The organism is Methanofollis aquaemaris (assembly GCF_017357525.1).
GTDB classification, from domain to species: domain Archaea; phylum Halobacteriota; class Methanomicrobia; order Methanomicrobiales; family Methanofollaceae; genus Methanofollis; species Methanofollis aquaemaris.
Genome location: NZ_CP036172.1, coordinates 1,683,763 through 1,710,563, shown reverse-complemented (window position 1 = coordinate 1,710,563; position 26,801 = coordinate 1,683,763). Strand labels below are relative to the sequence as shown.

Sequence of the window (26,801 nt, the reverse complement as noted above, 5' to 3'; positions counted from 1 at the left end):
AAAGAATTTAAATGAAGAGTGGCGTTCTATGTCCCGGCACATATGGGGGAAGGACCTGAAAAACTCAGGGAGATCAGGCGAATATTGCGCCGGAATCCAAAGGGCCTGAGCATATCCGACATCTCACGAAAAGTGGGGTTGAACCGCAACTCGGTCGCAAAGTACCTTGAGATGCTGCTCATCTCAGGCCAGGCGGAGATGCGGACTTACGGGGCCGCCAAGGTCTACACCGCCTCTCAGCGCCTCCCCATCTCGGCACTCCTCGAATATTCCAGCGATCTGATCGTGGTTCTCGACGGCGAAGGTCGAGTCCTCCAGATCAACGCCCCGTTCATCTCATTCTCCGGACAGAACAAAGAAGAATTCCTGGGACTGGAGATCTCTGCGTCAGGTCTCCCGGTCGTCACCTCACCGGCGGTGCTCTCGGTCCTGGACGATCAACCGGCAGGCGAGGTGGTGGTCCCCGAGGTGGCCTGGGGAGACGAGAATATCTTCAGGGCCAAGATCCTCCCGACCACCTTCGAGGAGGGGGGGAGGGGGACGACGATCATCCTGGAAGATCTCACCGAGATAAAGAAGGCCTGGCGGATGCGGACTTTTCTGGCCAACATCGTCGAGTCCACCGAAGATGCCGTCATCGGCAAAGACCTTGACGGGAGAGTGGTGTCATGGAACCGGGGCGCCGAACGGCTGTACGGCTACACGCGAGAAGAGATGATCGGGCAGACCCTCGACCCGCTTGTCCCGCCGGAGAAGGCAGTCGAAATCGCCAGGATTCAGGGGGAGATCGAAGCGGGAAGGGGGATAGACCGACTTGAGACGATCAGGTTCAGAAAGGACGGATCCATGGTCGACGTCGCCATCTCAGTCTCGCCGGTGAGAGACGAACAGGGACGGGTGGTCGGGGCCTCCACCATCGCCAGAAACATCACCGCCCAGAAGCATGCCGAAGAGGAGCAGCGTCGTCACGCCGAGGAGACAGTGTTCCTCTCAAAGACGGCGATGGCCTTTGTGGAGATGGAAGACGACGAGGAGATCTTCGGATATATTGGCAGGCAGGTCAGGACACTTCTCCCGGGTTCAACCGTCGTCGTCTCTTCCTATGACCACAAACAGGATGAACTCTGCATCAAGGCGGTTGTGGCCGGAGAAGAGGAGAAGAGGCTGGAAGGCGAACGTGCAGGAACGCGTGTTCCGATGGCCCCGCGACTCAGAGAATATGCACAGACCTGCCTGTACGATGAGGTAAACCTCGTCGGCCATCCCGCCGCAGCATTCGTGGGGGCAGGGGAGAGATGCATCTACGCTCCACTCATCTCTCATGAGACATGTTTCGGGGACGTGGTCGTCCTGCCGGGGAACGGGCAGGTGAAAGAGAACAGAGAACTGATCGAGGCGTTCATACGTCAATCGGCTGTCGCTCTCCACCGGCGGCACGCCCGCCTGGCCCTGAAACGGAGTCGGGAACGGGCACGTACCCTCCTTGACGCTTCCTTCGACCTGGTGGTCCTCACCAATGCTGAAGGAGAGGTGCTCGCCGTCAACGAACGGGCAGACCGGTTCTTCAGTCGGACTGGAAAAGAGCGTGTCGAAGCCCTGCACATCGTCCTTGACGGGTTGCGGGAGGGCGTCCTGAGAGAGGGACGTCCTGCCAGAGGCGAGGTGCGGGCCTGCGGGAAGACCTTCGAGGTCTCCATGACCCCGGTCAGGGTCGTGGACGAAATTGTATATGAGATCGCCACGTTCTTCAGAGACGTCACCACCGAACGGGAGGCACAGAAAGAGAGCAGGCGGACGAACCGACAACTCGCGGACATCATCGAATTTCTCCCGGATGCCGCCGTCATCGTCGATACCGGCGGGCAGGTCATCGCCTGGAACCGGGCGATGGAGGAGATCTCCGGGGTCAGGAAAGAAGAGATGATCGGAGAGGGGGACCACGCGTACGCTATCCCCTTCTATGGCGAACGCCGCCCGGTCCTCCTCGATCTGGTCGGGACCGACGTCGATCCTCCACCCGGTTATCTCCACTTCGAGCGTCTGGAAGATGTCGTCGTCGGGAGGGCTCACTGTCCGGCGGCAAAGGCGGGGGACGGAGCGTACGTATGGGGGAAGGCCTCGGCACTCTTCGACGATACCGGCGATCTGATCGGTGCGATCGAAGTGGTCAGAGACGTCACCCCGATCGTCGAGACAGATCTGGCTCTTCGCAGGAGCGAAGAGCAGTATCGGACACTGGTCGAGCATACCACTTCGGTCATCCTCTCCCTCGACCTTGGGGGCCGGGTCACGTCCCTCAACACCGTTGCCGAGGAGTGCTTCGGCTACACCGGAGAGGATGCGATCGGTAGAAGTGTGCTCGGATTGATCATCCCTGAGACCGAGTCCTCAGGCCGCGACCTGCGGGCACTTGTGCGGGCGATCTGCACCGCCCCGGACCAGTTCCAGACCTGCGAGTACGAGAACATCACCCGGGACGGGAGGCGTCTCTGGTTCTCCTGGACCAACCGGGCGGTGTACGCTCCAGATGGCACGCTCAAAGGGGTGACCTGCATCGGCAACGAGATCACCGGGAGAAAAGATCTGGAAAAGGCGCTGGAGACGGCACACCTCGACATGGAGAGCATTGCACAGGTGCTGGAGTTGAGCGCCTCCCGTACCTTCGTGGTCAGACCCGAAGAGATATGCCCGGCAACTCAGAACGCCGAAACGATCAGAGAAGCCCTGGAGAGCGGACGTCCGACCAGAGAGGAGATCGCGGACGGGGAGGAGAGATGGCTTATCCCGCTTCGGGACTGGAAAGGCAAGGGCCCGGCGGTCCTCGGAGTGGCTCTGGCGCGGCCAGAAAGTCGGCGGGGTACGTATGGGCCGCAGAAAAAAGAAGAAATTTCTTAATCGGCGTTCAACTCGCAGATGAGTTCGGCGAGTGTCGCCTTCCGCTCAGCGTAGGCATCGTGCTGGTGAATGCTCTCCTCGTTCGTCTGTCTGAGGAGAAGCGCCGAGTCGCCCGGCAGGTCGCCGAACTCCTGGACCACCCTTCTGGCCATCTCGCGGACACAGTCTTCGACAAAGCGCGCGTTGGAGTGTGCCTGCATCACGACATAGTTCTCGTCGCCGCGCTTGAGAAGTTCAAAGATCGAGGCGCTCATCGAGGCCTTGAGCACGTTGATGATCGCCTCAAGGGAGACGTGGGAGTCGTCGTCGGTCTCGATGCAGAGGAAGCCCCGACCGCGCTGGTTGTGGGTGGCCATCGGCACCTGCTCGAAGAAGGCGTCGATCTTCTCGGGTTCGACCTTGAGATCCTGCATCACATGGATGGCATGGTCCTTCATGATGTCCTGAGCGCACGGACAGGCCGTCATGCCGGTTACTTCGGCACCGATGCTCTTTCTGATGATCGGGTGTTCCCCGTTCCTCTTCGCAACAGCGCGAGCATAGACCTTCACCACTTCATGACACCAGGTCTTGGAGACCGGGGTCTCGCGGCGAACCATAAACTCGCTGCGCATCTGGATCTCGGTCCTTTCTGCATACTCGTGATGGTCAAGGAGTTTCCGGGCGACAACGCTGCAGAGTTCCTCGATCTCGCTAACCTTTCCGTCGATGGCCTCCTGGAGTACCTCGTCGATCACCTCGAAGTTGCGAGAGAGATTCGCACCCTTCAGGCTTCCGGGGAGGTCGACATAAACGTCAAAATTAGAGATAAAAACGACAGGACGCTTATCGGGGCGGGAGACTTCAACGAGCTTCTTCACATTTTTTACGCCGACACGCGTCAGGTTGATTCTGACATCCGGACACGTCGACTGTACATCAGGCAGATCCATTCTCATTACCCTCGTCGCTGGAATGTAAGTTCATTTACGATTTGACGCAGTCCAGAAAATCCAAAAGCGCCAATCTGTAGTAGTTTTAGGTACCCGCTATAGTTATTTATGGACTTCGATAGCACTAAGCGCGTGGTGCAGATGGTTGAGAAGTACTATGACGCAGACGCCGACCTGGGCGTGCTGGCCGGAAAACGAATCGCGGTCATCGGCTACGGTTCCCAGGGGCGCGGGCAGGCACTGAACCTCAGGGACTCGGGACTCGATGTGATCATCGGGGTGCGGCCGGGAAAGAGCTGGGAGAGTGCGATCAAAGACGGGCTCGAGGTTTTCCAGGTCTCTGACGCCGTGCAGCAGGCCGACGTCATCCAGGTTCTCCTCCCTGACGAGGACCAGGCGCGGACATATCAGGAATCCATCAGGCCGGGGCTCTCCGCCGGCAAGACCCTGATGTTCTCCCATGGGTTCAACATCCATTACGGGCAGATCACACCCCCACCCGACGTGAATGTCGCGATGGTCGCGCCGAAAGGTCCCGGTCATCTGGTCAGGCGGCTGTATGAGGAAGGCGCGGGTGTTCCGGCACTCATCGCCATCGAACAGGACGCTGCCGGGAACGCAAGGGCCATCGCCCTCGCCTATGCAAAAGGTATCGGGGCGACGCGGGCGGCGGTCTTCGAGACTTCCTTCAGGGAGGAGACCGAGACCGATCTCTTCGGGGAGCAGGCGGTGCTCTGCGGCGGGTGTTCGGCCCTGATCAAGGCCGGGTTCGAGACCCTGGTCGCCAACGGGTATGCGCCGGAGATGGCCTATCTGGAGGTCTGCCACGAGTTGAAACTCATCGTCGACCTCATCTACGAGGGAGGTCTCTCGAAGATGCGCGAGGTCGTCTCGAACACCGCACGGTACGGTGACCTGACGCGCGGGCCGCGCGTCATCGGGCCCGAGGTCTATGTGGCGATGCAGGAGGTGCTCGAAGAGATCCAGGACGGCCGGTTCGCAAAGGAGTGGATCCTGGAGAACCAGGTGAACCGTCCGGTCTTCTCGGCCCTGACCCGCGCCGACGAGGAGCACGACCTCGAAGTGGTCGGGGCGGAGATCAGGGCGTTGATGCCCCAGTTCAAAAAGTCATAAGACACCGTCCCCTTTTTTTGTGCGAGCGTGCCGTGCCGCAACGCTCATACCCGCACCGGTTGAGCACTTCTCCATGAAGACCTGTATGATCTTTTACTCGGGCACCGGACAGACGCGGACCCTGGCCACCGCCGCGGCCGGGATCGTCGGGGCCGATCTGGTGGAGGTGCGAGACCTCGCCGGTTACTCGAAGTCGATGATGTATCTCAAAGGGGCGCCGAAGGCGCGCCGCGGGGAGGAGGCCGAGATCGAGCCTGCCGAGATCGATGTCGGCGCGTATGATCTCGTCGTCGTCGGGACGCCGGTCTGGGCCTGGAGTCCGACGCCCGCCGCGAACGCGATCGTTGCCGCCCTGAGAAACTGCGAAGGAAAACGGGCGGTGGCCTTTGCGACGAGCGGCGGCATGCCGGGCAGTACCCTCGAAAAACTCTCGGCAAAACTCGAAGGACGCGGGATGATCGTCGCCGGCACTTTCCATGTCTCAGACAAAGACCTGAAAAAAGGGGAGGGGCCGGAAGGACTGGCCGAGGTGATCAGAAGCGCATCAAGCGCGTGATCGAGGTGCGGGCGTCCTCGATCTCATCGGGAGAGAGGACAAACGTCTCGTCCCCGACCGCCACGCGCAGTCCTTCGCCGCCGACGGTGCCGATGACCTGATACTCCAGACCTTCGAGGACTGATTCGTCCTTGAACGCGACGAGGAACCGGCCGTAGGTCTCGGAGAAGAGGGCGACAAGGGGATCGCCCGTGAGCGTAACCCCGGCGTTGGGGGCGAGTTTTGCCAGGGCGGCGATCAGCCCGCCCTTCGAGAGGTCGGTCGCCCCGGTGAGGGCGTCGGCCGCCACCAGATCTCTCACCTTCTCCAGAACCGCCGGGTCGGCCTTCGAGGGAGCCGCACCGCCGCACCCGGTCACGGCGTCCAGGACCGAGCCGCCGAGATGCTCACCGGTCGACCCGACCAGGGCGAGGCGGTCGCCGACCGCAGGGCTAAGCCAGCGGCGGACCGGACCCTTCCCGACCATCCCGATCGTCGGGGTCGGTCTGATCTCGGTCCCGAACTCGTCGCTCTCATTGTACATCGAGACGTTCCCGCCGACGACCGGCGCACCGAGGGTGCGGGCCATGTCACCGAGGCCGAGTACGCTCTGCTCCATCTCCCAGTAGACCTCGGGGTGGAGGGGACTGGCGAAGTTGAGGCAGTTCACGATGCAGAGCGGCCTCGCGCCGAGACAGGCGAGGTTCGCGGCGTTCTCGTAGACGGCGTTGGCGGCGTTCTCGTACGGCGCCAGGGCGATCTGGCGCGGGTTGCACCCGCAGGAGAGGACCAGGGCGGCGTCGCCGAGGCGCAGGACGCCCGCGTCGTGCTCGGTGGAGACGGTCCGCAGTTGCACATGGTGGTCGTACTGCTCGACGATCCATTCCTTGGAGGCGACGTCAGGGTGCGAGAGGACAGCGAGGGCCAGGTCTTTGAGCGCACCCTCGACAGGAGTGTAGGTGGTGTCGGGTGTCCTCGGCGTCTTTGGCAGGGCACACGCCGGCGTCCCCTCGACCAGGAGGCCGACCGGCAGGTCGCAGACCACGTCGCCGTGGAACTCGACGATGTAGCGCGGCTCGGCGATCACTTCGCCGATCTCGCTCCAGTGCAGGTCGTACTTCTCGGCGATCGATCCCATGAGGGCGACGTCCTCGGGGGCGACCTCGACGAGCATCCGTTCCTGGGACTCGGCGAGCATGATCTCGACGGCGTTCATCCCCTCTTCCCTGAGGTGGACCCTGTCTGCGACGATCCGTGCCCCGAAGGTGCTCGCCATCTCCGAAGAGGCCCCGGCAAGTCCGGCGGCCCCGAGATCGCGGCAGGAGAGCACCTTGCCGGTCTCGGCCATCTCGCAGGTCGCCTCGATGAGCAGTTTCTCGGTATAGGGATCACCGATCTGAACGCTCGTCCGCTCGGCGGCCTCAGAGTCCTCGGAGAGGTCGCGTGAAGCGAACGAGGCCCCGCCGAGACCGTCGCGTCCGGTGGACGAACCGAAGAGGACCAGACGGTTCCCCGGCGCCTTCACCCGTGCGGTGAGGAACCGGTCGGGGTCCACGACGCCGACACAGACGACGTTGACGAGGGGATTGCCCTGATACGAGGGGTCGAAGACCGTCTCGCCCCGCACCACCGGGACGCCGATGCAATTGCCATAGTCACCGATACCCCCGATGATGTGCTCGAAGAGGTAGCGAGTCTTCTCCTCGTCGAGCGAACCAAAGTATAAGGGATCCATCAGGGCAATGGGTCGGGCACCCATCGAAATGATGTCACGGACGATCCCGCCGACCCCGGTCGCCGCCCCGTCGTGCGGGTCGACATAACTCGGATGGTTGTGACTCTCCATCCCGACCACAACGGCGAGGTCTTCGGAGAACCGGACGACCGCAGCGTCGTCCCCGGGTCCGAGGATGACGTCCTTCCCCTCGGTCGGAAGGGTCTTGAGAACAGACCTGGTCGAACGATATGAACAGTGTTCGCTCCACAGGTTCTCAAAGCACGCAGCCTCCACATCGGTGAGGTCGCGGCCCAGTTTTCCGGTGATGAACCCAAGGTCATCGGCAGACAGCATGTACTCACAGGTGGGTTTCGAGGACTATATATCCATCTCAGGGGGAAGGAGCCATCTCTTATAACCCCTCCCGGCAATAATGTACGTCATGGCAGATCCCTATGAAGAGTTATTGAAAAAGGCCTACGCCAATATCACCGAGATCGGAGACAACTCCGAGCGGTTCCATATCCCGGACGCGAAGGTCTATCTTGAGGGCAAGACCACGGTCATCGAGAATTTCACCGATATCGCCAGTTACATCAGGCGTGAGCCTGATCAACTGATGAAGGCCCTGGTCGGCGAACTCGGGACGGCGGGGAAGATCGAGGGGACCCGCGCCGTCTTCAACGGAAAGTTCGACGAGACGATGATCACCTCGGCGATCAAGAAATACGTCGAGGACTATGTGATCTGTTCTGAGTGCGGCCGGCCTGACACAAGGCTGGTCAAGGACGGGCGGGTGCTGTTGCTCAGGTGCGACGCCTGCGGCGGGCACCGGCCGGTGAGGAAGCGCCGGGCACGCACCGAGGAAGCCACGAACCAGCTGGAAGAAGGCTCGGAAATGGACGTCACCATCGGGTCCATCTCCAGGCGTGGAGACGGCGTCGTCAAGATCGGCAAGTACATCATGTATGTCTCCAAGGCAAAGCCGGGCCAGACGGTGAAGGTGCGCATCACCAGGGTCTCGGGCTCGATCGTCTTCACCGAACGGGTCTGATCTCAACCCAGAACCCGGTCTCTTCCATTTTATCCGGGGGTTGCGGAGACCGGCACAGGCGAGGGCGGCGGCCACCCACTCCATCACGCGACGTCCTCGTCCGGGGGGATCTCTCCCCCGCACCTCTGCAGAGATCTTCTCTTTTACGGACCGACCTTTCTGATCTCATCGAATGAAAAATGGGCTTTGTAGAAATGCTCTGGAGGGGTATCTTTGCGGGGGGCTGGCCGCCCCCCGGACCCCCCGCATCAGGATAGGAGCGAGGACGACAACCCCCTCTTCAGGTGCATCAATGGCCCCTTCCCGGCCCTATCTTCATCCCGGGGGTCCGGGGGCAGCGCCCCCGGCGCAAGAATGAGGGAAGGCGATGGATTCGATCATAGGGGGGTTGAAGGGATGAAAAGAGGATGGTTTCTACAGGGCCGAAAAATGGAACTCTGTCGAATACCTTTTCTGGAGTGAACATCAGGGGCCGAGCACACCCCCGCCCCTGCGTAACGGATCGGCAGAAGGATGAGATATTCTCATCTGCTCTCTCGCGCCGGGGGGAGAACCCCCGAATCCCTCCACATCCCGACGATCTCCTCAGAACAATGTTCATGCGGTACGCTTGAGGCGCGCTTTCGTTTCATGAGCGATTCAACAGAGCCCATACCCGGGGGTTCTGCGACAGCGGCCCCGCGAAGGCCGGGACCGACGTTAAGGTTCACTCAGTGTGCCCGGTCCAACCCGGCCCGGAAAGGGAGTATAAAGAAGAGTGACGACGCGGGTTGCGTCCCGCGGCATCGTTCACGCCGTGCTCTGTGCCCGGACCTGTTCGAGGAGTTCGTCGCACTGGGAGGTGAGGCGGGCGCAGGCCTCCTGGACCGCGACGATCGGATCCTTACCGTCTCTGGTGGTGACGAAGAGCTCGGGCTCCGAGAACTGGAACAAAATCGTATATTTGGCCACGTCGACCGAGGGGTCAGAAAGCAGTTCCTCGGCGAGGGCGTTCATGAAGGTATGGCCCTGCCCCTTCAGGACCATCCGCACCTTGTCCTCTTCACGCTCCAGGATCTTGATATCCATGTAAAGATAGGTGGTGAGCAGGAGAGTATATAGATATGGGTACCGGGGGGTCGGGGTCCGGCCTTTATATTGGCCACCGGGATCATGAGAACGTATGAACGGAGGCAGGAGGCTGCGCCGGGAACTCGGTCTGGCGGAGGTCACCCTCACCGGCGTCGGGATCATTTTGGGGGCCGGGATCTACGCACTCCTCGGGGAGGCGGCCGGTCTGGCGGGCAACGCCGTCTGGGCCTCCTTCGGGCTCTCGGCGGTGATGGCCTCGTGCACGGGCCTTGCGTATGCCGAACTCGCCTCCATGTTCCCGCGGGCCTCGGCCGAGTATGCGTATGTCTCGGAGGGCTTCGGGGGCCGGGCGGGGTTTGTGATCGGATGGCTGATCCTCCTCTCCGGCGTCCTCTCGGCGGCGACGGTCGCCCTCGGTTTCGGCGGGTACTTCGGAGAGGCGACCCGTTTCCCGGCACTCGCAACGGCGGTCATCCTGATCGTCGGGCTCTCCGCTCTTTCTGTGCGGGGGATCCGCGAGACCGCCCTCTTTGCCATCGCCATGACGATGATCGAAGTCGGGGGGATCGTCGCCATCGTCCTCATCGGCCTCCCCCACCTCGGGGAGGTGGATTATCTGGAGGCGCCGCTCGGTTTTCCGGGAGTGTTCCAGGGGGCGGCCCTGGTCTTCTTCGCCTATATGGGTTTTGAGGAGATGGTGAAACTCGCCGAGGAGACGAAGAGGCCGGAACAGACGATCCCGAGAGCGGTCATCCTCGCCCTGGGTATCGTCGTCGTCCTGTACATGCTCGTGACCCTCAGCGCCGTCTCGGTGATGGGATGGGAGGGGCTTGCCGGTTCCCGGGCGCCGTTCGCCGAGATCGCCGGGGCCGCCCTGGGCGCGAACGCCTTCGCCGCCCTCACGATCGTCGCTCTCTTTGCGACGGCCAACACCACCCTCCTTCTCATCGTCGCCGCGTCCCGACTCGCATACGGGATGGCGGCGGCGGGATCTTTTCCGGCCGGGCTCGCAACAGTCCACCCGCGTTTCGGAACGCCGTGGGTCGCGGTGATGGGGGTGGGCGCCGTCGCCGCGGCCTTCACCCTCGCCGGCGAGATCGCCTTCGTCGCCAACCTCACCAACTTCGCCCTCTTCCTTACCTTCGTGCTCATCAATGCCACGGCCATCGTCCTCAGACTGCGGATGCCCGACGCCCCCCGACCTTTCAGGATCCCGCTCTCGATCGGACCGGTCCCCCTCGTCCCTGTCCTCGGGATCCTCTTCTCCCTCTTTCTCCTGGCGCAACTCGAAACGAGAATATACTTCCTCGGCCTCCTTCTGGCCGGGGCCGGGATCGCTCTCTCGTATCGATGGCAGGCGCCGGGGAGTGCCTGACCAGGAAGGGGGATGCGAGATCAGAGGGACGCCCAAAAATAATGAGAAGGAGAGTTAAGACGCTCTCTCGCGCCGGTGGGAGAGCCCCGGATCCCTCACGGCAAAGATAGTCGAAGGGCGACGCGGCGCTCCGTTCCTGTCACTCTCCCTGTTATGAGGAGAGGAATCGAGGGATTTCAACAGATCCCTCAGTCCTTCTTTTCTTCTTCCCCTTCCAGGGCCTCGCGCACCATCTTGATCGCACAGAGGTCGCCGCACATCGAGCAGGTATCGAGTTCTCCGTCACGCTCATGGACCTTGCGGGCCAGGTCGCCGAACATCGCCGCCTCGAACTGCTCCTCCCAGTTGATGCGCCGGCGTGCCTGGGCCATCTTGAGGTCGGCCGCCGAGGAGGCCCCTTCTCCAAGCCTGACAATGTCGCCCGCATGGGCGGAGACCCGTGCCACCCTGGTGCCTTCGGCGATATCGTCGATGTCGGGCAGGGCGAGGTGCTCGCTCGGCGAGACCATACAGAGGAAGTCGGCGCCGTGCATCGCCGCTACCGCCCCGCCGATCGCCCCGACCACATGGTCATAGCCGGGGGCGATGTCGGTGACCAGGGGACCGAGGAGGTACAGCGGTGCCCCGTCGCAGACCTCTTTGATCATCTTGACATTATACCCGATCTCGTCGATGGGCATATGTCCCGGCCCCTCGATGAAACGCTGGACCCCCGCAGAGAGCGCACGCCGCGAGAGACGGCCGAGCGTGATGTACTCGGTCGCCTTGGCAAGACGTTCGGCGTCGTAAATACATCCCGGCCGCATCCCGTCGCCGAGCGAGATGACGACGTCGCTTTCCTCCAGGATCTCCAGAAGATAATCGTATTCCTTATAGAGCGGATTCTCTTCCCCGGTCGCCGCCATCATGGCCACATGGAAAGCCCCGCCCCTGGAGACCACGCCCATGATCCTTGGGTCGGCCTTGAGGTCGGCGAAGGCGTCCTGGTTCACCCCGCAGTGGAGGGTGAGGAAGTCCACTCCCTGCTGACAGTGCTCCCTGATGACCTTGAAGAGAAGATCGGCGGTGACGTCTGCGGCCGAACCGGCCCGCCGCACCGCCTCGTAGATCGGGACCGTCCCGAGGGGTGCGTCCAGTTCCAGGATCCGTTTCCGGATCGCCTGAAGGTCTCCCCCGGTCGAGAGGTCCATCAGGGTGTCGGCGCCGTTGGCAAGCGCCACCTTCGCCTTCTCGATCTCAAGGTCTGGGTCGCACCGTTCCGCCGAGGTGCCGATGTTCACGTTCACCTTGACGCTGCACCCTTCGCCGACGGCACAGAGGCGGTGCGGACGGCGAGGATTTGCAGCAACCGTGATCCGCCCTCGCGTCACCGCACGGGCCGCCTGTCTGGGTGAAAGCCCTTCGTCCCGTGCGATCGCCTCGACCTCGGGAGGGACACCGTTGAGGCACTCCTTGATCAGGGTTTGCATAAGACACATCTGTCGGTGTTCCTTATTATTCTGCATGCCAGTCGTCTGGTTGCCAGGAGAGGGGTTCCTCGCGAACAGCTATGTCTGCGGTGGGGTGCTCGTCGACGCCGGGGTCTTCCCCATGGCGGTCGCGCCCTATGCCGAAGAGATCACCGCAATCGTGCTCACCCACACGCACTACGACCACATCGCTCACCTGAAAGAGCTCAGAGACCTCTGTCATGCCGGGGTCTGCGTCCATTCCCTCGATGTCAGAGGACTCACCGACGACGGCCCGAGTCTTGCCCCGCTCTTCGTGGCCAGGCCCCCGGGGATCGCTCCTGACCGTCTGCTCAAGGACGGGGATCTGATCGGCGGCCTTGAGATCATTCACACCCCCGGACACACGCCAGGCGGGATCTCGCTGTACAACCGGAATGAGAAGGCCCTCTTCTGCGGGGACACGGTCTTCCCCGGTGGTTCCTTCGGGCGCTACGACTTCCCTGGCGGCGACCGCGTCGCGCTGACCAGGTCGGTCGAGCGGCTCGCGGCCCTCGAGGTGGAGGGGCTGTACCCAGGTCACGGCACCCCGGTGCAGGAAGGAGGCGGACGTCACGTCAGGGCGGCGGCCATCGCCCTGCGGGGCAGTTGATGAGAGGGATCTACTGTCTGGTCTTCCAGAACCGGGCCGCCACCCTCAGGGTCGGGGCCCTCGGTGAGGTGGCCTTCAGAGAGGGGTGGCACCTCTATGTCGGGTCGGCCCAGGGGCCCGGCGGGCTCGGTGCCAGGGTTGGTCGCCATGTCCGCCTTGCAGAGAAAAGGGACCGGAATCCACGCTGGCATGTCGACCGCCTCCTCCTCTCGGAGACATTCGTCCTCAGAGGAGTGGTCTGTGGAGCGACTGAAGACGATCTTGAGTGCCGACTTGCCGCCGCGATCGGTGGGGAGGCGATCGAAGGTTTCGGATGCAGCGACTGCCGGTGCTTTTCTCATCTCTTTTACCGGCCCGACGACCCATTCACCGGGGTTGCCGACGCCTTCACCTCGATCGGGCTTGACCCCCATATCAAAAAGACCAATATGGTGGGATGCCATCTCAATGTATGAAGGTCCTCGGCATCTCAGGGAGCATGAGAAAGGACGGGAACACCGCCCAACTTGTCAGGTACATCCTCGCAAAGGTTCAGGCGACCGGAATCGAGACCGAATTTGTCTCTTTTACAGGTATGACGATCAAACCCTGCACCGGGTGTGAGCAGTGCAAGGAAACGAAGTGGTGTGTCGTCGAGGGCGACGACTGGGCCGACCTTGCGAGGAAGATGCTTGAGGCCGAGGTGGTCATCGTCGGTTCACCGACGTATTATTATGATGTCAACGGCCAGATGAAGAACTTCATCGACCGGACCTACTCGCTCTTCCACGACAGAAAACTTGCGGGGCGGAATGCGGTGGCGGTGACCGTCTGCGCCGACCGCGGGTGTGAACGGTCGCTCGAAACGATCGAGGGCTTTTTGAACACTCACCATTTCTCGTACCTTGGTCATGTCTGCGGGAAGGCCTACGCTCCCGGCGAGATCATGACCGACGCGAGAGCGGTGAAGAAGGCTGATGGGGTCGCACGGAGGATCGTCAATCTTCTCCAGCCGAGTGACTGAGAAAAGAAGAAACGGCTGTGTTGAAACTCTCGATCAGTCCCTTCACAACAGGGTCACAGGTGGAAAAATATTGGGCCGGGAAGGCAGAGGATCAGTCCCGAAGAACGCGATGCCACCCTCAAATCAGTCCATACAGCGTCGTCCGCTGCCGTAACGGTCGCCCCAGATCTTCAGCGATCCGGCGCATCGCCGAGGGATCGAGATAGTCGGCGTCCTCCGCCCCGGCGTCGGCAGAGACTTCGTCATCGAACATCGTTCCACCCAGGTCATTGCACCCGGCCATGAGCCCGAGTTGCGCCATCCGGGTTCCAACCTTCCCCCAGGAGATCTGGATGTTGGCTAAGTTGTCCAGGAAGAGACGGGCAACGGCAAACATCAACATGTCCTCCCGCCCGGTCGTGCCCGGCCTCGCGATCCCGGCCTTATAGAGAGGAGTGTTGATGTGGATGAAGGGAAGTGGGACAAGTTCGGTGAAACCGCGGGTCTCGTCCTGGATCCCACGCAAGATCGCAAGGTGCCGCACCCGGTCGGCCTCGGACTCGTAACTCCCATACATGATCGTGGCCGTCGACCTGATCCCCATCTGATGGGCCTCGGTAATCACCCGGACCCAGGTGGCGGTATCCACCTTCCGCGGGCAGATCACCTGCCGGACCTCGTCGACCAGGATCTCGGCCGCCGTCCCCTGGAGGGTGCCGAGCCCGGCGGCACGAAGGCGTTCGAGCACCTCCTTTGTGGAGATCCCGCTCCGCTCCGCGGCAAAAGTCACTTCCTCAGGACTGCAGGTGTGGATGTCGGCATCAGGGAGGATCGCATGCACCCACCTGATCATCTCCTCATACGAAGAGACGTCAAAGGCCGGGTGAACACCTGAGAGAAAACAGATCTCACTGACATCACGGTCACGGGCAAGACGGGCGCGGCGTTCCACTTCCTCTCTCCCATGGAGGTAGGCGCCAGGGGCGGCGGCCTTCCGCCCGAAGCCACAGAACCCACAGAGGTTCTTGCAGATGTTGGTGATGTGAAGGTTCTGGTTGCGCACATAGGTGACCGTCTCCCCGGCACGTTCCTGCCGTGCCCCGTCGGCGGCCGCCGCGATCTCCCACACCCGCCGGTCCCGCACGGTGAGGAGGGAGAGGGCCTCCTCCTCGGTCATCCGGTGGCCTGCAAGCGTGTCGGAGAGTAGTACTCTGATTTCATCTCTGGGCATAGGGGGTTCCCTCGGTTTATTACTCTTCTTTTCGGCGCCCGACCAGGAAGTCGTAGACCAGCATCAGGACGATGAGGACGATGGCCACCTCAAGGATATGGAGGGGGAGGTACCCGACGAAGGGGATCGCAAAGAGGGCCTTGCCCACCACCCACTCCTTCTTCACCGGTTCGATCTGCCCTCCGACCTCACGATAGACAGAGAGTTGATCGGGTGCCGGGTTGTTATCTCCCATGGTGATATAGCCTGCGTGCGGAGCGGTATATTCGGCGGTGTACCCATTCTGGAGCGGCAACATCACCGTCTGGTTCGCTTCGACCCACATGATGGCACGATGGATGATCGGGTTGACAGAATCGGCACCATTCGGCCGGTAGATGACCACGTCGCCATAGTCATTGTATTTCATGTACCCCGAGACCTGGCCGTCCTCCCATGTCTGGAAGGCACCAAAACGGTCGGAGGCGGAGACAAAGACCAGGTCACCGATATTCATATTCGGGATCATGCTCCCTGATTCGATCGCCACCACCGCCGGCCAGGTGCCAGAGACCAGGAAGAGGACCAGGGCGATCCCTGCGACAACCGCGACCGCCCAGGCGATATCCCTGGCGATGGCCACGGCAGGATGCTTGCTTGTCCTGATCTGTTCGATCAAACCGGGTTTATTCGCCGCTCTGTCAGACATCTGTAGGGAGATGTTAGGACCGGCATATAATATAAATATAGGATCAAGATCGCTCAGGGTTCAGAGCATACCGGTGGGCCGAGCAGCAGATTCCTCCTCTGCCATGCCACCGGGAAAGCCCTGAAAAAAATCATGGCATTCAATCCTCGCCTTCACTGCAAAAAGAACATTGGGTTGTTGAGGGCTTTTTAGACCAGCCTCAACCTTTGCTTCAGAAGCGGCTCTACAGAATCAGGATTTCAACACAACCCGTCGATCCTGAATTTAAGACGGGGACGTGAGGGCCTTGCCGGCCATCACCATCCCATAGACCGCAACACTGATGAGGATCACCGTCGCCCCCGAAGGCACATCGAGGAGCGAAGAGAGCACAATCCCCCCGCTCGTGAAGACCGCACCCAGGAGCACAGCGAGGGCCATCATCTTCCAGAGCCTGGCGGTGACCTCCCGGGCGATCGCGGCCGGGAGGGTGAGGAGGGCGATGACCAGGATGATCCCGACGACCTGGATGAGCATCACCACCGTCAGGGCGATGAGCACCAGGAGGAGGAGATAGATCCGCTCGACCGGGAGGTTCATCACCCGTGCGTACTCTTCGTCGAAGGTGACGGCGAAGAATTCATGATACAACAGGAAGACCGTCCCGAGGATGAGCAGATCGAGGAGGGCCATGATCAGCACCTCATCTGTGGGGACGAGGAGGATGTTCCCGAAGAGATACCCAAAGAGATCTGGAGCGGTGCCGGGCGCCAGATAGACAAAGAGGATCCCGAGGGCCATCCCTGCGGACCAGAGCGCCCCGACAAGGGTGTCAAGGTGCTGGTGACGGCGCAGGGAAAGTTCGCCGATTCCGAGGGCGGCGCCCACCGTGAAGACCCCGGCGCCGAGGAGAGGTTCGATCCCGAGGAAATATCCAAGCCCGATCCCGCCGAAGGCCGCATGCGAGACCCCTCCCGCGAGGGCCACCATTCTCTTGACAACGACGTAGGTCCCGATCACACCGCAGGCAACACTGGCAAGCAACCCGACCAGCAAAGCGTTTCTGAAGAATTCATAGGCAAAGATCTCGATCATCGCCGGCCCTCCTGCCTGTGCTCGGGAAAGACCCGGTGAGGGACGCCGTGGGCAATGAGATCGACCGGGCACCCGTAGGCCGCCTCGATCATCTCAGGGGTGAGTTCCGGAGAGTCGTGGGTGTAGAGTCTCCTGTTGAGACAGGCAACCCTGGTCACCCGGGAGGAGAGGGCGCCGATATCATGGGTGACGAAGATGATGGTCATCCTCTTGCGGAGGGCGTCCAGGGTCTTCATGAAGTGGTCCTCGGTGGGCGAGTCGATGTAGACCGTCGGTTCGTCGAGGATCAAGACCCTGGGCCTGGCAGCAAGGGCCCTGGCGATGATCACCCGCTGCTGCTGGCCTCCTGAAAGTTGACCGATCTCTCGCCCGGCAAGGTCGGCGATCCCCATCAGGTCCAGGGCTTCTTCAGCCATCTCCTGGTCATCACGACCGTAGCGTCTCGGAAAACCCTGCAGATGACCGAGCCGCCCGGAAAGCACCATCTCTCGAACGGTTGCCGGATATGAGAAGTCGAAGGTGCGGTACTGCGGGACATACCCGATGAGATGACGGCGCTCCTGCGGGTCACCTCCCATCACCCTGACCGTTCCGGCCACCGGCCTGACCAGGCCGAGGATGGTCTTGAGCAGGGTGGACTTCCCGCCACCATTCGGGCCGATGATCGCGTAGAAATCCCCTTTCTCAACAGAAAGGCTGATATCTTCAAGGACTCGCTTCCCCCCGAGGTCGACCGTGACGCCTGAGAGTTCGATGACAGGTTCCCTCTTCATGGCGATCCTGCAAATGCCCCGGCTACATCTCGCATGTTCTCAAGATATCTTTCATCCAGGGGACTGACCAGGACGACCGAACCGTTGATCTCTTCGGCAACGACTTCAGCACTCCGCGTCGACTGCTCCGGCGAGGCAAAGACGACACTGATATTTTCCGCCCGCGCCTGATCGATGAGGTGCTGCAGTCCCTGGGGGGTCGGTTCTTTGCCCTCTTCCTCGATCGGGATCAGCACCAGCCCATAGTCCCTGGCAAAGTATCCCCATGCCGGGTGATAGACGAGGACAGCCTTCCCCTCATGGCCATCGAGGGAAGCGACGATTTCGGTGTCGAGAGCCCGGAGTTCGGCAAGATACCGATCCCGGTTCGCCTCATAGGTCGCCTTCCCATCGGGATCGACGGCACTCAAGCCGTCGCAGATATTTCTGACCATCGTGGCGGCATTTTTTGGAGAGAGCCAGATATGCGGGTCGCCGTCGACGATCTCGATCCCTTCAGAGCAGTCGACGACGAGCATATCCGGATTTAATCCTGCAATCTTTTTCATCCAGGCATTCTCGACCTCAACGCCAGAACCGACTCTGGCGTACATCGCCGCCTCGCCAAGTCTGGCAAGTTGCCCGGGTGTCGGTTCGTACGTGTGCGGGCTATCGCCCGGACCGACGAGAACCATCACGTCCACGCGGTCGCCGCCGACCGCTTCCACAAATTCCGCCTGCGGCGGGATGGTCACGGCGACCAATACCTTTCCATCTGCACCGGTATCTCCCTCCCCCAGGCAGCCTGCAACAAAAATAAAAGATAGGACAAGCACTGCACCACAGAGTGCCTGCCCCCCATATCGCATCCCTGATATCTGAGATTCCTCCTGAAATTTGGTGTGCACCCAAATATTGCGGGCGCCCTATATACGCCTTCCGCGGCTCAGAGTTCTTCAGGGAAGCAGGAATGATCGTGCTCAATGGGCCCGCACCCGCTCATCATCGGGTGACCGAGGGACGCGCAGATCCGGTCGACGAGTTCTCTGGAAACACAGGACTCGATCTTGCTCGCCTCAAGGCATGCCTCCTCGGACGAGAGTCCGAATCGACTCAGGGCAAGGGAGACGATACGGTGTCTCCTGACCAGGAACCGTGCATATTCTTCTCCACTTTTGGTGAGCGTGAACCCCCGGTAGGGGGTGTGTTCGAGGTACCCGGCACTGGTGAGTGCGGCGGCCGCCTTCGTCGCGGTCGAGGGAGAGACCCCGAGTGTGGCTGCAAGGTCGTTGGTGTGGGCAACCCCACCCATTTGATAGACGATTTTGAGAAATTCGGCCTTCCTCGCAGGGAGTTCAGACCCATCGATCTCCACCATACTTCATACTCTGGTCTGATCGGGAAAAAATTTTCCCCACAGCCAAACTTCAGAGATGCAAAGGATGAACTCCCTGCATCCCCAACTGATCACCAATGCTCTGCGACGAGGAGATCGTCGCCAGGTTCCTGGACGCCTCCTTTCAGGTCACTCAGGACGTGGTGGACTTCATAAAGGAACAGGACGACCCCACGCTCATCGATCGGATCATCGCCGGAGCGCCGACCAATTCCTTTGTGATAGACCACTCCTCAATACCTCCGGCATCCACCCCGGAAACCCCGAAGAAGATGCGCGACGGGATCCGGTTCCTGGCCGATCCAGAGATCGAAGTCCTCCAGGGCAAAGAAAACACGGCTAAAGGGATCAGAGAATTCGAGGAGTACGTGAACTACTTCAAAGACCGGTACACCAAACTCTCCGCTGTCATGCGGAGCCGGATCCAGCCGATCCCCATCGAAGCCCTGGGGAGGAACGGGCGGTACCGCGAGGAGGAGATCTCCTTCACCGGGATGGTTTCCGATATCCGAAACAGCGCGAAAGGCAACAAAATTGTGGAACTCGAAGATCCCACCGCCACGATGCGGGTGCTCTTCAATAGATCTCGGGACGGCTTCGAAGAAGCCGAGAAACTCCTCCCCGACGAGGTGATCGGGGTCAAGGGCAAACTCTCAAACGACGGCAACATCTTTTTCGCCGATAACCTGATCAGACCCGACATCCCGATCAACAACGCACCCTTTCGTTCAGAGCGGCCGGGCAAGGCGGTGCTGATCTCCGATGTCCACGTCGGCTCCGACACCTTCCTTGAAGACGCCTGGCACCGCTTCGCCGACTGGCTCTCAGACCAGGACGATGTCGGCTATCTCCTCGTCGCCGGAGACATGGTCGACGGGATCGGGATCTATCCCAACCAGGACAAAGAACTGGTGATCACCAATATCTACGAACAATACCGCGCCTTCGGCGAGATGCTCGCCGCGCTCCCGCAACGGATCAAGATTGTCCTCTCGCCAGGCAACCACGACGTGGTGCGGGGCGCGGAACCGCAGCCTGCCATCCCCCCGGAGTTCAGGGACGGGTACCCTCCAAACTGCATCTGGGTCGAGAACCCGGCCATGGTCCTCATCCAGGGTGTGCGGGTGTTGATGTACCATGGCCGGTCCTACGATGACATGATCGGGATGATCCCCGGGGCATCGTATCGCCACCCCGAGGAGATCATGGAAGAGATGCTGAAGCGCCGCCACCTTGCCCCCACCTATGGTCTGCGGACCCCCATCGCACCGGGAAGAGACGACCGCCTCGTCATCGATCCGGTACCTGAGGTACTCCACACCGGCCACGTCCATATTTCCGGAATAAAGCGCTACCGGGGTGTTCTGATGGTCAACGCAGGCACCTGGCAGTCTCAGACCGCCTTCCAGAAACAGATGAATCTGGTGCCCACCCCGGCACAGGCGGTCGTTCTCGACCTCCAGAGTCTTGAGCCGGAAGTCTTCGATTTTTCAGGCACACCACCCTGAATCGGCACGGCCCCGAAAAATATCTTCATATCAGCAGAAATAGAGGCCCCGTCGCCAGTCAGTATGGGATCGTCGAACGCCCATACCAATAAAATCGCTCTCTTTTTATCATTGGAACGTCAGATACATAGAGGAACAGCAACCGGGTTTTGATGGAATAATCATCGCTCGGAGGATAGAAAAAACATGGATCCAATCGTGTATCTGGCACCTCTGTGTGCTCTTCTGGGCCTCCTTTTTGCAGGTTACTCCTTTATGAGAGTCAAAAAGGAAGGCGAAGGCACCGAGGTCATGAAAAAGATCACCGCGGCGATCCACAACGGGGCCATGGTCTACCTTAACAGGCAGTACAAGGCCATCGCTGTGTTTGTCGTGGTGTTGGCTATTGTTATAGCGGTGATACTGCCTGACGGCGCGCTCACTGCGGGTTGTTTTGTGCTCGGTGCCGTACTTTCGGCAACCGCGGGCTACATCGGCATGTTCACCGCAACGAACGCCAACGGCAGGACGACCAACGCAGCCCGTCGCGGCATCGCTGAGGCTTTCAAGGTCTCTTTTGCAAGCGGCAGCGTCATGGGCATGTCTGTCGTCGGTCTCGGCCTCTTCGGACTCTCCATCTCCTTCATCGGGCTCACCACTTTTATGCCCGGGATGGAACAGGCCCAGATCGTGAACATCCTCGCAGGGTTCTCCCTGGGTGCGTCTTCGATCGCTCTCTTCGCCCGTGTCGGCGGCGGTATCTTTACCAAGGCAGCCGACGTCGGTGCAGACCTCGTCGGTAAGGTCGAGGCAGGCATCCCTGAGGACGACCCCAGGAACCCGGCCGTCATCGCAGACAATGTCGGTGACAATGTCGGCGACATCGCCGGGATGGGTGCAGACCTCTATGAGTCATATGTCGGTTCCATCATCGCGACGATGCTCCTCGGCGCCGCAACCGCCGCCGTCGCCTTCCCGAACATCGACCAGATGAATGTCATCCTGCTCCCGGTCATCATCGCCTCGGTCGGGATCATCGCTTCCATCATCGGTTCCTTCTTCGTCAGGACGAACAGGGCTGAGTCGAGCGCCATCCACATGGCCTTCAACAAGGGCCTCCTTGTCGCGCTCGTCCTCGTGGTGGTCGCCACCTACTTCATCACCAATATGCTCCTCGGGGAGTACGGCTTCGGTGTCTTCGTCGCCACCATCGCCGGCCTCATCGCCGGGTTCCTCATCGGCCAGATCACCGAGTACTACACTTCCTTCGAGCGCAAACCCACCCTCGAGATCGCAAAGTCCTGTCAGACCGGATCCGCGACCAACATCATCACCGGGTTTGCAAAGGGGATGGAGTCCACGCTCTTCCCGGTGATCATCATCAGCATCGCGATCTACTTCGCCTACCAGTTCGCCGGTCTGTACGGCATCGCCATCGCGGCTGTCGGTATGCTCGCCACCCTGGGTATCTCCCTCGCGGTCGACGCATACGGGCCGGTGGCCGACAATGCCGGCGGTATCGCCGAGATGTCCCACCAGGATCCTGAAGTCCGTGAGATCACCGACACCCTCGACGCAGTCGGCAACACCACCGCCGCCATCGGCAAGGGTTTTGCCATCGGTTCCGCGGCACTCACCGCGCTCGCTCTCTTCTCGGCATATGCCCACGCGGTCAGCCTGGACGGCGGGACCATCGCCATCGACATCCTTGACACCCCGGTCTTCATCGGTCTGATCATCGGTGCGATGCTCCCGTTCCTCTTCTCCTCCATGACCATGATGGCCGTGGGGCGTGCGGCCTACGAGATCGTCGTCGAGGTCCGTCGCCAGTTCAAGGAGATCAAGGGCCTGATGGAAGGCAAGGCGGAGCCGGACTATGAGTCCTGCATCGCCATCTCCACTCACTCGGCCCTGAAAGAGATGATCGCACCCGGTCTCCTCGCCATCGTCGCCCCGATCCTTGTCGGTGTCGTGCTCGGCAAGGGCGCCCTCGGCGGTCTGCTCGCGGGTTCGCTTGTCTCAGGGTTCATGCTCGCCATCACCATGGCAAATGCCGGCGGTGCCTGGGACAACGCCAAGAAGTACATCGAACAGGGCAACTACGGCGGCAAGGGTTCCGACGCCCACAAGGCCGGCGTCACCGGCGACACCGTCGGTGACCCGTTCAAGGACACCTCGGGCCCGGCCATCAACATCCTGCTTAAGCTGATGTCCATCGTGGCCGTCGTCTTTGCACCGATCTTCCTCTAATTTTTCTTTTTTCTTTTCAAATCCCTGATTAAAGGGACGATGATCCCGAAATCAAAGCAGAGCATCCCACCACCTTCATCTGCGATCAGGACCGGTCAGGGAAAGGAGGCATGCTCCGGATCTTCAAGAAACATCAGGGACGAACCCAGGACATGTGTCGAGCGACTTGATGTCATCGAGCCAGGAACCTGATGTTCACACAGGAACAAGGGTGTGGTCAGCCCCTGATAATCAGGATAGGGGCGAGGACGACAACCCCCTCTTCAGGTGCATCAATGGCGCCTTCCCGGCCCTATCTTCATCCCAGGGGTCCGGGGGCAGCGCCCCCGGCGCAAGAATGAGGGAAGGCGATGAATTCAGGTCATAGGGGGGTTGAGGGGATGAAAAGAGGATGGTTTCTACAGGGCCCAAAATTACCTCAATATCGTGATGATGTTCCTCGCCCTGGTGTTCGTAAAAAAAGATGCTTTAGATCCGCCCGCCAAGGACCACGGCCGCACGGACAGCATGAGCAAGTTCGATCAGTTCGGCCCTGGTCCCCACCCCTTTTCGTACATAGAATGAGGCACCTGCAGCAAGCGCATCCTCAAGCACCGAGTCGCGACCCATCCCGGTGTACAGGACACCGGGGATCCGGGAACCCTGCGCCCGCAGGGTTCTGAAGAAGGTGACCCCGTCCATCCCCGGCATCTGATAGTCTGAGACGACGGCGTCGAACCCGCCGCCGGGCAGAAGGTCGAGGGCGACGTCCGCGGAGGGGGCGCTGATACAGAGAAACTCCCCACTCTCCTCAAACCACCGTTTTGTCCTCTCCAGCACTTCGGGATCGTCATCGACAAGAAGGACCAGAAGACGCTCGTTCTGCATCATCCCTCTTCTATTGGCGGACACAAGGGAAAAAATTCGCTCAGAACCCTGCACCGTTGGGAGCGCTCTTTCCCTGCCAGCCCGACATCGGACAGATATCCCGGCCCCTCCCTGAGGTAGGCGGAACAGATCTCTGAAAAGTATTTCTCCGTATCTTGAGTACAGATGATAATGGACACCCCCCTCTCTGTCCTCTTCTATGCATTCGCCACGCTCTTCATCATCCTCGATCCCCTCCTTTCCATCCCGATCTTTGTCGGGCTCACCGAGGGATGTCGACCTGAAGAGAAGGCACAACAGGCCTGGCTGGCAGTCAGAGTAGCCGGTGCCATCCTTACCGTCTTCCTCTTCTTCGGCCTCGCAATCTTCGACCTCCTCGGGATCTCCCCGGCGAGTTTCAAGGTGGCGGGCGGGATCCTCCTGCTCATCCTCGGGTTGCAGGTGGCGCTTGGCGTCGAGTTGCCCCACGACCTGAAAGCACAGCAAAATATCGCAGGAGTCCTTATCGGCACCCCGTTGCTCTGCGGGCCGGGGGCGATCACGACCATCACCCTTCTCTCGACAAAGTGCGGCATCCCCATCACCGCCGCCGCTCTCGTCCTCTGCCTCGCTGTCACCTGGCTTATTCTGCGGTATGCCGCAGATATCATGCGCATCCTCGGCGAGACCGTCACCGATATCATGGGAAAGGTGCTCGGGATGTTTCTCGCGGCGATCGCCGTCAGACTCATTGCCGAAGGGGTGACCGGGCTCGCCGGATAGGCGAGCGATCACGACCGGAGAATGAAGATGGAAGACCCCGTCACTGCCTTTCTGTACGCCTTCGCCACGCTCTTCATCATTCTCCACCCGCTCCTGGTGATCCCGGCGTTTCTCGGGCTCACCAGGGGATACGGGAGTGAAGAAAAGAGAAGACAAGCCGGCATCGCCACAGCCGTAGCAGGCGGGTTGATGATCACCTTCCTCGTCCTCGGGCTTCCGATCTTCAATCTCCTCGGGATCACCCTCCCGAGTTTCGAGGTGGCGGGCGGACTTCTTCTCTTCATCATCGGGATGCAGCAGGCGCTCGGGATCGAGTATTCTCCGGATACAACAGGCCACCAGAAGAACATCGGGGTCATCATCGGCACACCTCTCATCTGCGGGCCGGGGGCGATCACGACGGTGATCCTCCTCTCGACCAAGTGCGGCATTCTCGTGACCCTGCCGGCCCTCCTCCTCACCCTCGCCTTCACCTGGTTCACCCTCAGGTATGCCGGGACGATCCAGAGGATGCTCGGCGAGACGACCAGCGGCGTCCTGACCAATGTCTTCGGCATGGTCCTTGCAGCTCTTGCGATCACCCTCATCGCCGAGGGGATCGAAGGACTGGTCTAGTGCTCAGTCATTCCTCAAATAACTGACCCGAGAGCCCCAAGATCACGCTCTTCACACAGGGGACCGGGGCGCGGTCAGCCGCCCGCACAAAAACCAGTACAGAGAATTTCTTCACGGCAAAAAATTTCTGTCATTCAAGTGCATGCTCCTGGCGACCTCTTGTTCCAGACTCGCCATCAGATCAGGTGCGTCGGGCCTCCCGGACCTCCTCTTCCACCCGTGCAAGCACCTTCTCCAGGTCAACTTCCCTGATCGGCTTGACGATATACCCGAGAGGATGGGTGGCAAGGGCCCGTTCTTTCATCCCTTTGTCCGAGTATGCAGTGATGAAAACACTCCTGATCCCGAGTTCATCTACGATCCGGGACGCAGCCTCGATGCCGTCCTGCTCTCCTTTGAGGTTAATGTCCATCAATACCAGATCCGGATGGGCCTCACAGGCCTTTTCGCACGCCATCTCCGCTGTCGAAGCGACGCCGACAACCTCATGCCCGAGTCGCTTCACCCGGCTTGCAATATCAAGCGCAATGATTGCAGCGTCCTCCACGACAAGCACCCGCAGAGGGATCATGGTGCCTCACCCCCAAGAGGGAAGGTGACCCGGAGACCCACGCCGTTGTCGTTAGAGATCTCCATCGAGCCCCCGAGTTCACCCTCGACAATGGTCCTGACAAGATTGAGGCCAAGAGACCCGGGTGCGGCGGGGTCAAAGTCCCCGGGCATCCCGATACCCTCGTCCTGGACCAGGAGTGTGAGATCCCCACCCTCAACCACACCTTCCACTCTGACTGTGCCGGGTCTGTCTTCAGGGTAGGCATGAGAGAGCGCATTTGAGACGAGTTCGTTCACGACCAGACCAAGAGGGATCGCAACATCAAGCCTGAGATGAATCTCAGGGGGGTTGACAACAGTGAAGACCTGTTCGGTCGGGAATGAGGCGGTCTTCGCGAGGTCTTCAACCAGATCGGCGAGGTACTCTCCGAGGTTGACGCGGACATGATCAGGAGAGCGGTCGAGGTGATCGTGGACCCGCGCCAGGGCCCCTATGCGCCCTTCGGTTTTCCGAATGATCTCAGAATTTATTCCCTCTCCCATGCTGGATGCCTGGAGGGCAAGGAGACTCGATATGATCTGGAGGTTGTTCCTCACCCTCTGGTGGATGTTTGCAAGAAGATTCTCTTTCTCTGTGAGCGCCTCTCTGAGTTCGACCTCTGCTTGCCGCGCTGCGGTGACATCTTCAAAAAGGATCGTCATGGCCGGATCACCGTCCTCGAAGACAGTCGGAACAAGTTTTGCCACAAAGAAAAAGATCTCTCCATCCTTCTCAAACTGCAATTCCTGTACCATCTTTTTTCCTCTGAGGGCTTCGCGTATCAACCCCCCTTCCCGAAGATGTGAGAAGAAGTGGGCGTCGAGTCGGTGCACATCCTTACCAAGCACCTCCTCTCGTTCCATGCCAGTGAAGGAGAGAAAGTTGTCATTGAACTGCACCACTCTCCCCGCCCCGTTGAGCACGAGGATGAGATCCGAGGAAAAGTCGAGCATGGCAGAGATAGGAACCCGATGAGAGAGATAATAGACCTTTGCGACGGCGACCTCCTGCATCTCAAGATGTCCGGATACGACGAGGATGTTCAGATATTTTGCCACCGAGTTCCGGTTCATTCCAAGCCTTCGCGAGATTTCAGAGGTGGACAGACCTCTCGGTTCTTCACGGAGAAGTTCGATGACCCGTGAACACTCCCCGGCTGATCCATTAGGATATCGAGACAAACAAATTTCCTTCCCTTTTCCCATTTTTAAACCCTTCTAAATTAAAGGTATTACGAAAGCCAGCCATAAACTCTGCACACCAAGTGGAAACACATATATATAAAATCGACT

Annotated in this window: 26 protein-coding genes; 13 read left to right on the top strand and 13 right to left on the bottom strand. The window is 60.4% G+C overall.

What is annotated here, in order from left to right; genetic code table 11:
- Positions 1–18 precede the first annotated feature (18 nt).
- On the top strand, positions 19–2,895 hold the full coding sequence (locus RJ40_RS08220) for a PAS domain S-box protein (protein WP_265580374.1): 2,877 nt from the start codon (positions 19–21) through the stop codon (positions 2,893–2,895).
- Here the strand turns inward: RJ40_RS08220 and mptA are convergent.
- Positions 2,892–3,827 carry a GTP cyclohydrolase MptA gene (mptA, locus tag RJ40_RS08215; RefSeq protein ID WP_265580373.1) on the bottom strand — a complete coding sequence of 312 codons (936 nt, stop codon included), beginning with the start codon at positions 3,825–3,827 and terminating at the stop codon, positions 2,892–2,894. The genes RJ40_RS08220 and mptA overlap by 4 nt on opposite strands.
- A gap of 141 nt (positions 3,828–3,968) precedes the next feature.
- Here mptA and ilvC point away from each other — a divergent pair, with 141 nt between their 5' ends.
- The gene (gene ilvC, locus RJ40_RS08210; RefSeq protein WP_265580372.1) at positions 3,969–4,961 is read left to right on the top strand and encodes a ketol-acid reductoisomerase; all 993 of its coding nucleotides are present in this window, start codon (positions 3,969–3,971) and stop codon (positions 4,959–4,961) included.
- 85 nt (positions 4,962–5,046) lie between these two features.
- Positions 5,047–5,517 (top strand): flavodoxin family protein, encoded by a 471-nt coding sequence (locus RJ40_RS08205; protein ID WP_265580371.1) that lies wholly within the window; start codon positions 5,047–5,049, stop codon positions 5,515–5,517.
- Here RJ40_RS08205 and purL read toward each other — a convergent pair.
- A complete protein-coding gene (gene purL / locus RJ40_RS08200; protein WP_265580370.1) occupies positions 5,495–7,567 on the bottom strand; it encodes a phosphoribosylformylglycinamidine synthase subunit PurL in 2,073 nt (690 codons plus the stop codon). The genes RJ40_RS08205 and purL overlap by 23 nt on opposite strands.
- Before the next feature lie 88 nt (positions 7,568–7,655).
- Here purL and RJ40_RS08195 point away from each other — a divergent pair, with 88 nt between their 5' ends.
- Positions 7,656–8,267 carry a translation initiation factor IF-2 subunit beta gene (locus RJ40_RS08195; RefSeq protein ID WP_265582551.1) on the top strand — a complete coding sequence of 204 codons (612 nt, stop codon included), beginning with the start codon at positions 7,656–7,658 and terminating at the stop codon, positions 8,265–8,267.
- A gap of 789 nt (positions 8,268–9,056) precedes the next feature.
- Here the strand turns inward: RJ40_RS08195 and RJ40_RS08190 are convergent.
- A complete protein-coding gene (locus tag RJ40_RS08190; RefSeq protein WP_265580369.1) occupies positions 9,057–9,335 on the bottom strand; it encodes a DNA-directed RNA polymerase subunit L in 279 nt (92 codons plus the stop codon).
- A gap of 94 nt (positions 9,336–9,429) precedes the next feature.
- On the opposite strand from RJ40_RS08190, the gene RJ40_RS08185 reads away from it, so the two are divergent.
- The gene (locus RJ40_RS08185; protein ID WP_265580368.1) at positions 9,430–10,713 is read left to right on the top strand and encodes an APC family permease; all 1,284 of its coding nucleotides are present in this window, start codon (positions 9,430–9,432) and stop codon (positions 10,711–10,713) included.
- Positions 10,714–10,901: 188 nt separating this feature from the next.
- Here the strand turns inward: RJ40_RS08185 and thiC are convergent, their stop codons facing one another.
- Entirely contained in the window at positions 10,902–12,191 is a 1,290-nt protein-coding gene (gene thiC / locus RJ40_RS08180; protein ID WP_265580367.1) for a phosphomethylpyrimidine synthase ThiC, read from the bottom strand.
- 25 nt (positions 12,192–12,216) lie between these two features.
- Here thiC and RJ40_RS08175 point away from each other — a divergent pair, with 25 nt between their 5' ends.
- The 3 genes from RJ40_RS08175 to RJ40_RS08165 are packed head-to-tail and all read left to right on the top strand — an operon-like array spanning position 12,217 to position 13,816.
- Positions 12,217–12,813 (top strand): MBL fold metallo-hydrolase, encoded by a 597-nt coding sequence (locus tag RJ40_RS08175; RefSeq protein ID WP_265580366.1) that lies wholly within the window; start codon positions 12,217–12,219, stop codon positions 12,811–12,813.
- Positions 12,813–13,268: a GIY-YIG nuclease family protein gene (locus RJ40_RS08170; protein ID WP_265580365.1), complete on the top strand. Its 456-nt coding sequence runs from the start codon at positions 12,813–12,815 to the stop codon at positions 13,266–13,268. Before RJ40_RS08175 ends, RJ40_RS08170 begins: the two co-directional genes overlap by 1 nt.
- Positions 13,265–13,816: a flavodoxin family protein gene (locus RJ40_RS08165; protein WP_265580364.1), complete on the top strand. Its 552-nt coding sequence runs from the start codon at positions 13,265–13,267 to the stop codon at positions 13,814–13,816. The genes RJ40_RS08170 and RJ40_RS08165 overlap by 4 nt, the downstream gene beginning before the upstream one ends.
- Positions 13,817–13,934: 118 nt before the next feature.
- On the opposite strand, the gene cofH is transcribed toward RJ40_RS08165, so the two are convergent.
- The 6 genes from cofH to RJ40_RS08135 form a co-directional block, all read right to left on the bottom strand.
- Entirely contained in the window at positions 13,935–15,026 is a 1,092-nt protein-coding gene (gene cofH / locus RJ40_RS08160) for a 5-amino-6-(D-ribitylamino)uracil--L-tyrosine 4-hydroxyphenyl transferase CofH (RefSeq protein WP_265580363.1), read from the bottom strand.
- Positions 15,027–15,045: 19 nt separating this feature from the next.
- Positions 15,046–15,684, bottom strand: a complete 639-nt coding sequence (locus RJ40_RS08155) for a signal peptidase I (protein ID WP_265580362.1) — start codon at positions 15,682–15,684, stop codon at positions 15,046–15,048.
- Between the two features lie 294 nt (positions 15,685–15,978).
- On the bottom strand, positions 15,979–16,788 hold the full coding sequence (locus RJ40_RS08150; RefSeq protein ID WP_265580361.1) for a metal ABC transporter permease: 810 nt from the start codon (positions 16,786–16,788) through the stop codon (positions 15,979–15,981).
- On the bottom strand, positions 16,785–17,561 hold the full coding sequence (locus RJ40_RS08145; protein WP_265580360.1) for a metal ABC transporter ATP-binding protein: 777 nt from the start codon (positions 17,559–17,561) through the stop codon (positions 16,785–16,787). Before RJ40_RS08145 ends, RJ40_RS08150 begins: the two co-directional genes overlap by 4 nt.
- Positions 17,558–18,409 carry a metal ABC transporter solute-binding protein, Zn/Mn family gene (locus RJ40_RS08140; RefSeq protein WP_265580359.1) on the bottom strand — a complete coding sequence of 284 codons (852 nt, stop codon included), beginning with the start codon at positions 18,407–18,409 and terminating at the stop codon, positions 17,558–17,560. The genes RJ40_RS08145 and RJ40_RS08140 overlap by 4 nt, the downstream gene beginning before the upstream one ends.
- Positions 18,410–18,486: 77 nt before the next feature.
- Complete coding sequence (locus RJ40_RS08135) at positions 18,487–18,918, bottom strand: metal-dependent transcriptional regulator (RefSeq protein ID WP_265580358.1); 432 nt, start codon at positions 18,916–18,918, stop codon at positions 18,487–18,489.
- Positions 18,919–19,013: 95 nt separating this feature from the next.
- Between RJ40_RS08135 and RJ40_RS08130 the strand changes: the two genes are divergently transcribed.
- From RJ40_RS08130 to RJ40_RS08120, 3 genes are all read left to right on the top strand, one after another.
- Positions 19,014–20,444: a DNA-directed DNA polymerase II small subunit gene (locus tag RJ40_RS08130; RefSeq protein ID WP_265580357.1), complete on the top strand. Its 1,431-nt coding sequence runs from the start codon at positions 19,014–19,016 to the stop codon at positions 20,442–20,444.
- Between the two features lie 186 nt (positions 20,445–20,630).
- A complete protein-coding gene (locus RJ40_RS08125) occupies positions 20,631–22,673 on the top strand; it encodes a sodium-translocating pyrophosphatase (protein WP_265580356.1) in 2,043 nt (680 codons plus the stop codon).
- A 39-nt stretch (positions 22,674–22,712) separates the two neighbouring features.
- Positions 22,713–22,865 (top strand): hypothetical protein, encoded by a 153-nt coding sequence (locus tag RJ40_RS08120; RefSeq protein ID WP_265580355.1) that lies wholly within the window; start codon positions 22,713–22,715, stop codon positions 22,863–22,865.
- 276 nt (positions 22,866–23,141) lie between these two features.
- Here the strand turns inward: RJ40_RS08120 and RJ40_RS08115 are convergent, their stop codons facing one another.
- Complete coding sequence (locus RJ40_RS08115) at positions 23,142–23,543, bottom strand: response regulator (protein WP_265580354.1); 402 nt, start codon at positions 23,541–23,543, stop codon at positions 23,142–23,144.
- 168 nt (positions 23,544–23,711) lie between these two features.
- On the opposite strand from RJ40_RS08115, the gene RJ40_RS08110 reads away from it, so the two are divergent.
- Both RJ40_RS08110 and RJ40_RS08105 read left to right on the top strand, forming a co-directional pair.
- Positions 23,712–24,302, top strand: coding sequence for a MarC family protein (locus RJ40_RS08110; protein WP_265580353.1), 591 nt, complete (start codon positions 23,712–23,714; stop codon positions 24,300–24,302).
- 27 nt (positions 24,303–24,329) lie between these two features.
- The gene (locus RJ40_RS08105) at positions 24,330–24,917 is read left to right on the top strand and encodes a MarC family protein (RefSeq protein ID WP_265580352.1); all 588 of its coding nucleotides are present in this window, start codon (positions 24,330–24,332) and stop codon (positions 24,915–24,917) included.
- A gap of 181 nt (positions 24,918–25,098) precedes the next feature.
- Here RJ40_RS08105 and RJ40_RS08100 read toward each other — a convergent pair whose 3' ends face one another.
- The gene (locus RJ40_RS08100; RefSeq protein WP_265580351.1) at positions 25,099–25,488 is read right to left on the bottom strand and encodes a response regulator; all 390 of its coding nucleotides are present in this window, start codon (positions 25,486–25,488) and stop codon (positions 25,099–25,101) included.
- Complete coding sequence (locus RJ40_RS08095; RefSeq protein ID WP_265580350.1) at positions 25,485–26,714, bottom strand: sensor histidine kinase; 1,230 nt, start codon at positions 26,712–26,714, stop codon at positions 25,485–25,487. Before RJ40_RS08095 ends, RJ40_RS08100 begins: the two co-directional genes overlap by 4 nt.
- Positions 26,715–26,801 lie beyond the last annotated feature (87 nt).

Bases quoted from the DNA above. Each gene is read 5' to 3' on its own strand.
- mptA (WP_265580373.1), bottom strand. From the start codon at position 3,827: ATGGATCTGCCTGATGTACAGTCGACGTGTCCGGATGTCAGAATCAAC.
- ilvC (WP_265580372.1), top strand. From the start codon at position 3,969: ATGGTTGAGAAGTACTATGACGCAGACGCCGACCTGGGCGTGCTGGCC.
- RJ40_RS08205 (WP_265580371.1), top strand. From the start codon at position 5,047: ATGATCTTTTACTCGGGCACCGGACAGACGCGGACCCTGGCCACCGCC.
- purL (WP_265580370.1), bottom strand. From the start codon at position 7,567: ATGCTGTCTGCCGATGACCTTGGGTTCATCACCGGAAAACTGGGCCGC.
- RJ40_RS08195 (WP_265582551.1), top strand. From the start codon at position 7,656: ATGGCAGATCCCTATGAAGAGTTATTGAAAAAGGCCTACGCCAATATC.
- RJ40_RS08190 (WP_265580369.1), bottom strand. From the start codon at position 9,335: ATGGATATCAAGATCCTGGAGCGTGAAGAGGACAAGGTGCGGATGGTC.
- RJ40_RS08185 (WP_265580368.1), top strand. From the start codon at position 9,430: ATGAACGGAGGCAGGAGGCTGCGCCGGGAACTCGGTCTGGCGGAGGTC.
- thiC (WP_265580367.1), bottom strand. From the start codon at position 12,191: ATGTGTCTTATGCAAACCCTGATCAAGGAGTGCCTCAACGGTGTCCCT.
- RJ40_RS08175 (WP_265580366.1), top strand. From the start codon at position 12,217: ATGCCAGTCGTCTGGTTGCCAGGAGAGGGGTTCCTCGCGAACAGCTAT.
- RJ40_RS08170 (WP_265580365.1), top strand. From the start codon at position 12,813: ATGAGAGGGATCTACTGTCTGGTCTTCCAGAACCGGGCCGCCACCCTC.
- RJ40_RS08165 (WP_265580364.1), top strand. From the start codon at position 13,265: ATGAAGGTCCTCGGCATCTCAGGGAGCATGAGAAAGGACGGGAACACC.
- cofH (WP_265580363.1), bottom strand. From the start codon at position 15,026: ATGCCCAGAGATGAAATCAGAGTACTACTCTCCGACACGCTTGCAGGC.
- RJ40_RS08150 (WP_265580361.1), bottom strand. From the start codon at position 16,788: ATGATCGAGATCTTTGCCTATGAATTCTTCAGAAACGCTTTGCTGGTC.
- RJ40_RS08145 (WP_265580360.1), bottom strand. From the start codon at position 17,561: ATGAAGAGGGAACCTGTCATCGAACTCTCAGGCGTCACGGTCGACCTC.
- RJ40_RS08140 (WP_265580359.1), bottom strand. From the start codon at position 18,409: ATGCGATATGGGGGGCAGGCACTCTGTGGTGCAGTGCTTGTCCTATCT.
- RJ40_RS08135 (WP_265580358.1), bottom strand. From the start codon at position 18,918: ATGGTGGAGATCGATGGGTCTGAACTCCCTGCGAGGAAGGCCGAATTT.
- RJ40_RS08130 (WP_265580357.1), top strand. From the start codon at position 19,014: ATGCTCTGCGACGAGGAGATCGTCGCCAGGTTCCTGGACGCCTCCTTT.
- RJ40_RS08125 (WP_265580356.1), top strand. From the start codon at position 20,631: ATGGATCCAATCGTGTATCTGGCACCTCTGTGTGCTCTTCTGGGCCTC.
- RJ40_RS08120 (WP_265580355.1), top strand. From the start codon at position 22,713: ATGATCCCGAAATCAAAGCAGAGCATCCCACCACCTTCATCTGCGATC.
- RJ40_RS08115 (WP_265580354.1), bottom strand. From the start codon at position 23,543: ATGATGCAGAACGAGCGTCTTCTGGTCCTTCTTGTCGATGACGATCCC.
- RJ40_RS08110 (WP_265580353.1), top strand. From the start codon at position 23,712: ATGGACACCCCCCTCTCTGTCCTCTTCTATGCATTCGCCACGCTCTTC.
- RJ40_RS08105 (WP_265580352.1), top strand. From the start codon at position 24,330: ATGGAAGACCCCGTCACTGCCTTTCTGTACGCCTTCGCCACGCTCTTC.
- RJ40_RS08100 (WP_265580351.1), bottom strand. From the start codon at position 25,488: ATGATCCCTCTGCGGGTGCTTGTCGTGGAGGACGCTGCAATCATTGCG.
- RJ40_RS08095 (WP_265580350.1), bottom strand. From the start codon at position 26,714: ATGGGAAAAGGGAAGGAAATTTGTTTGTCTCGATATCCTAATGGATCA.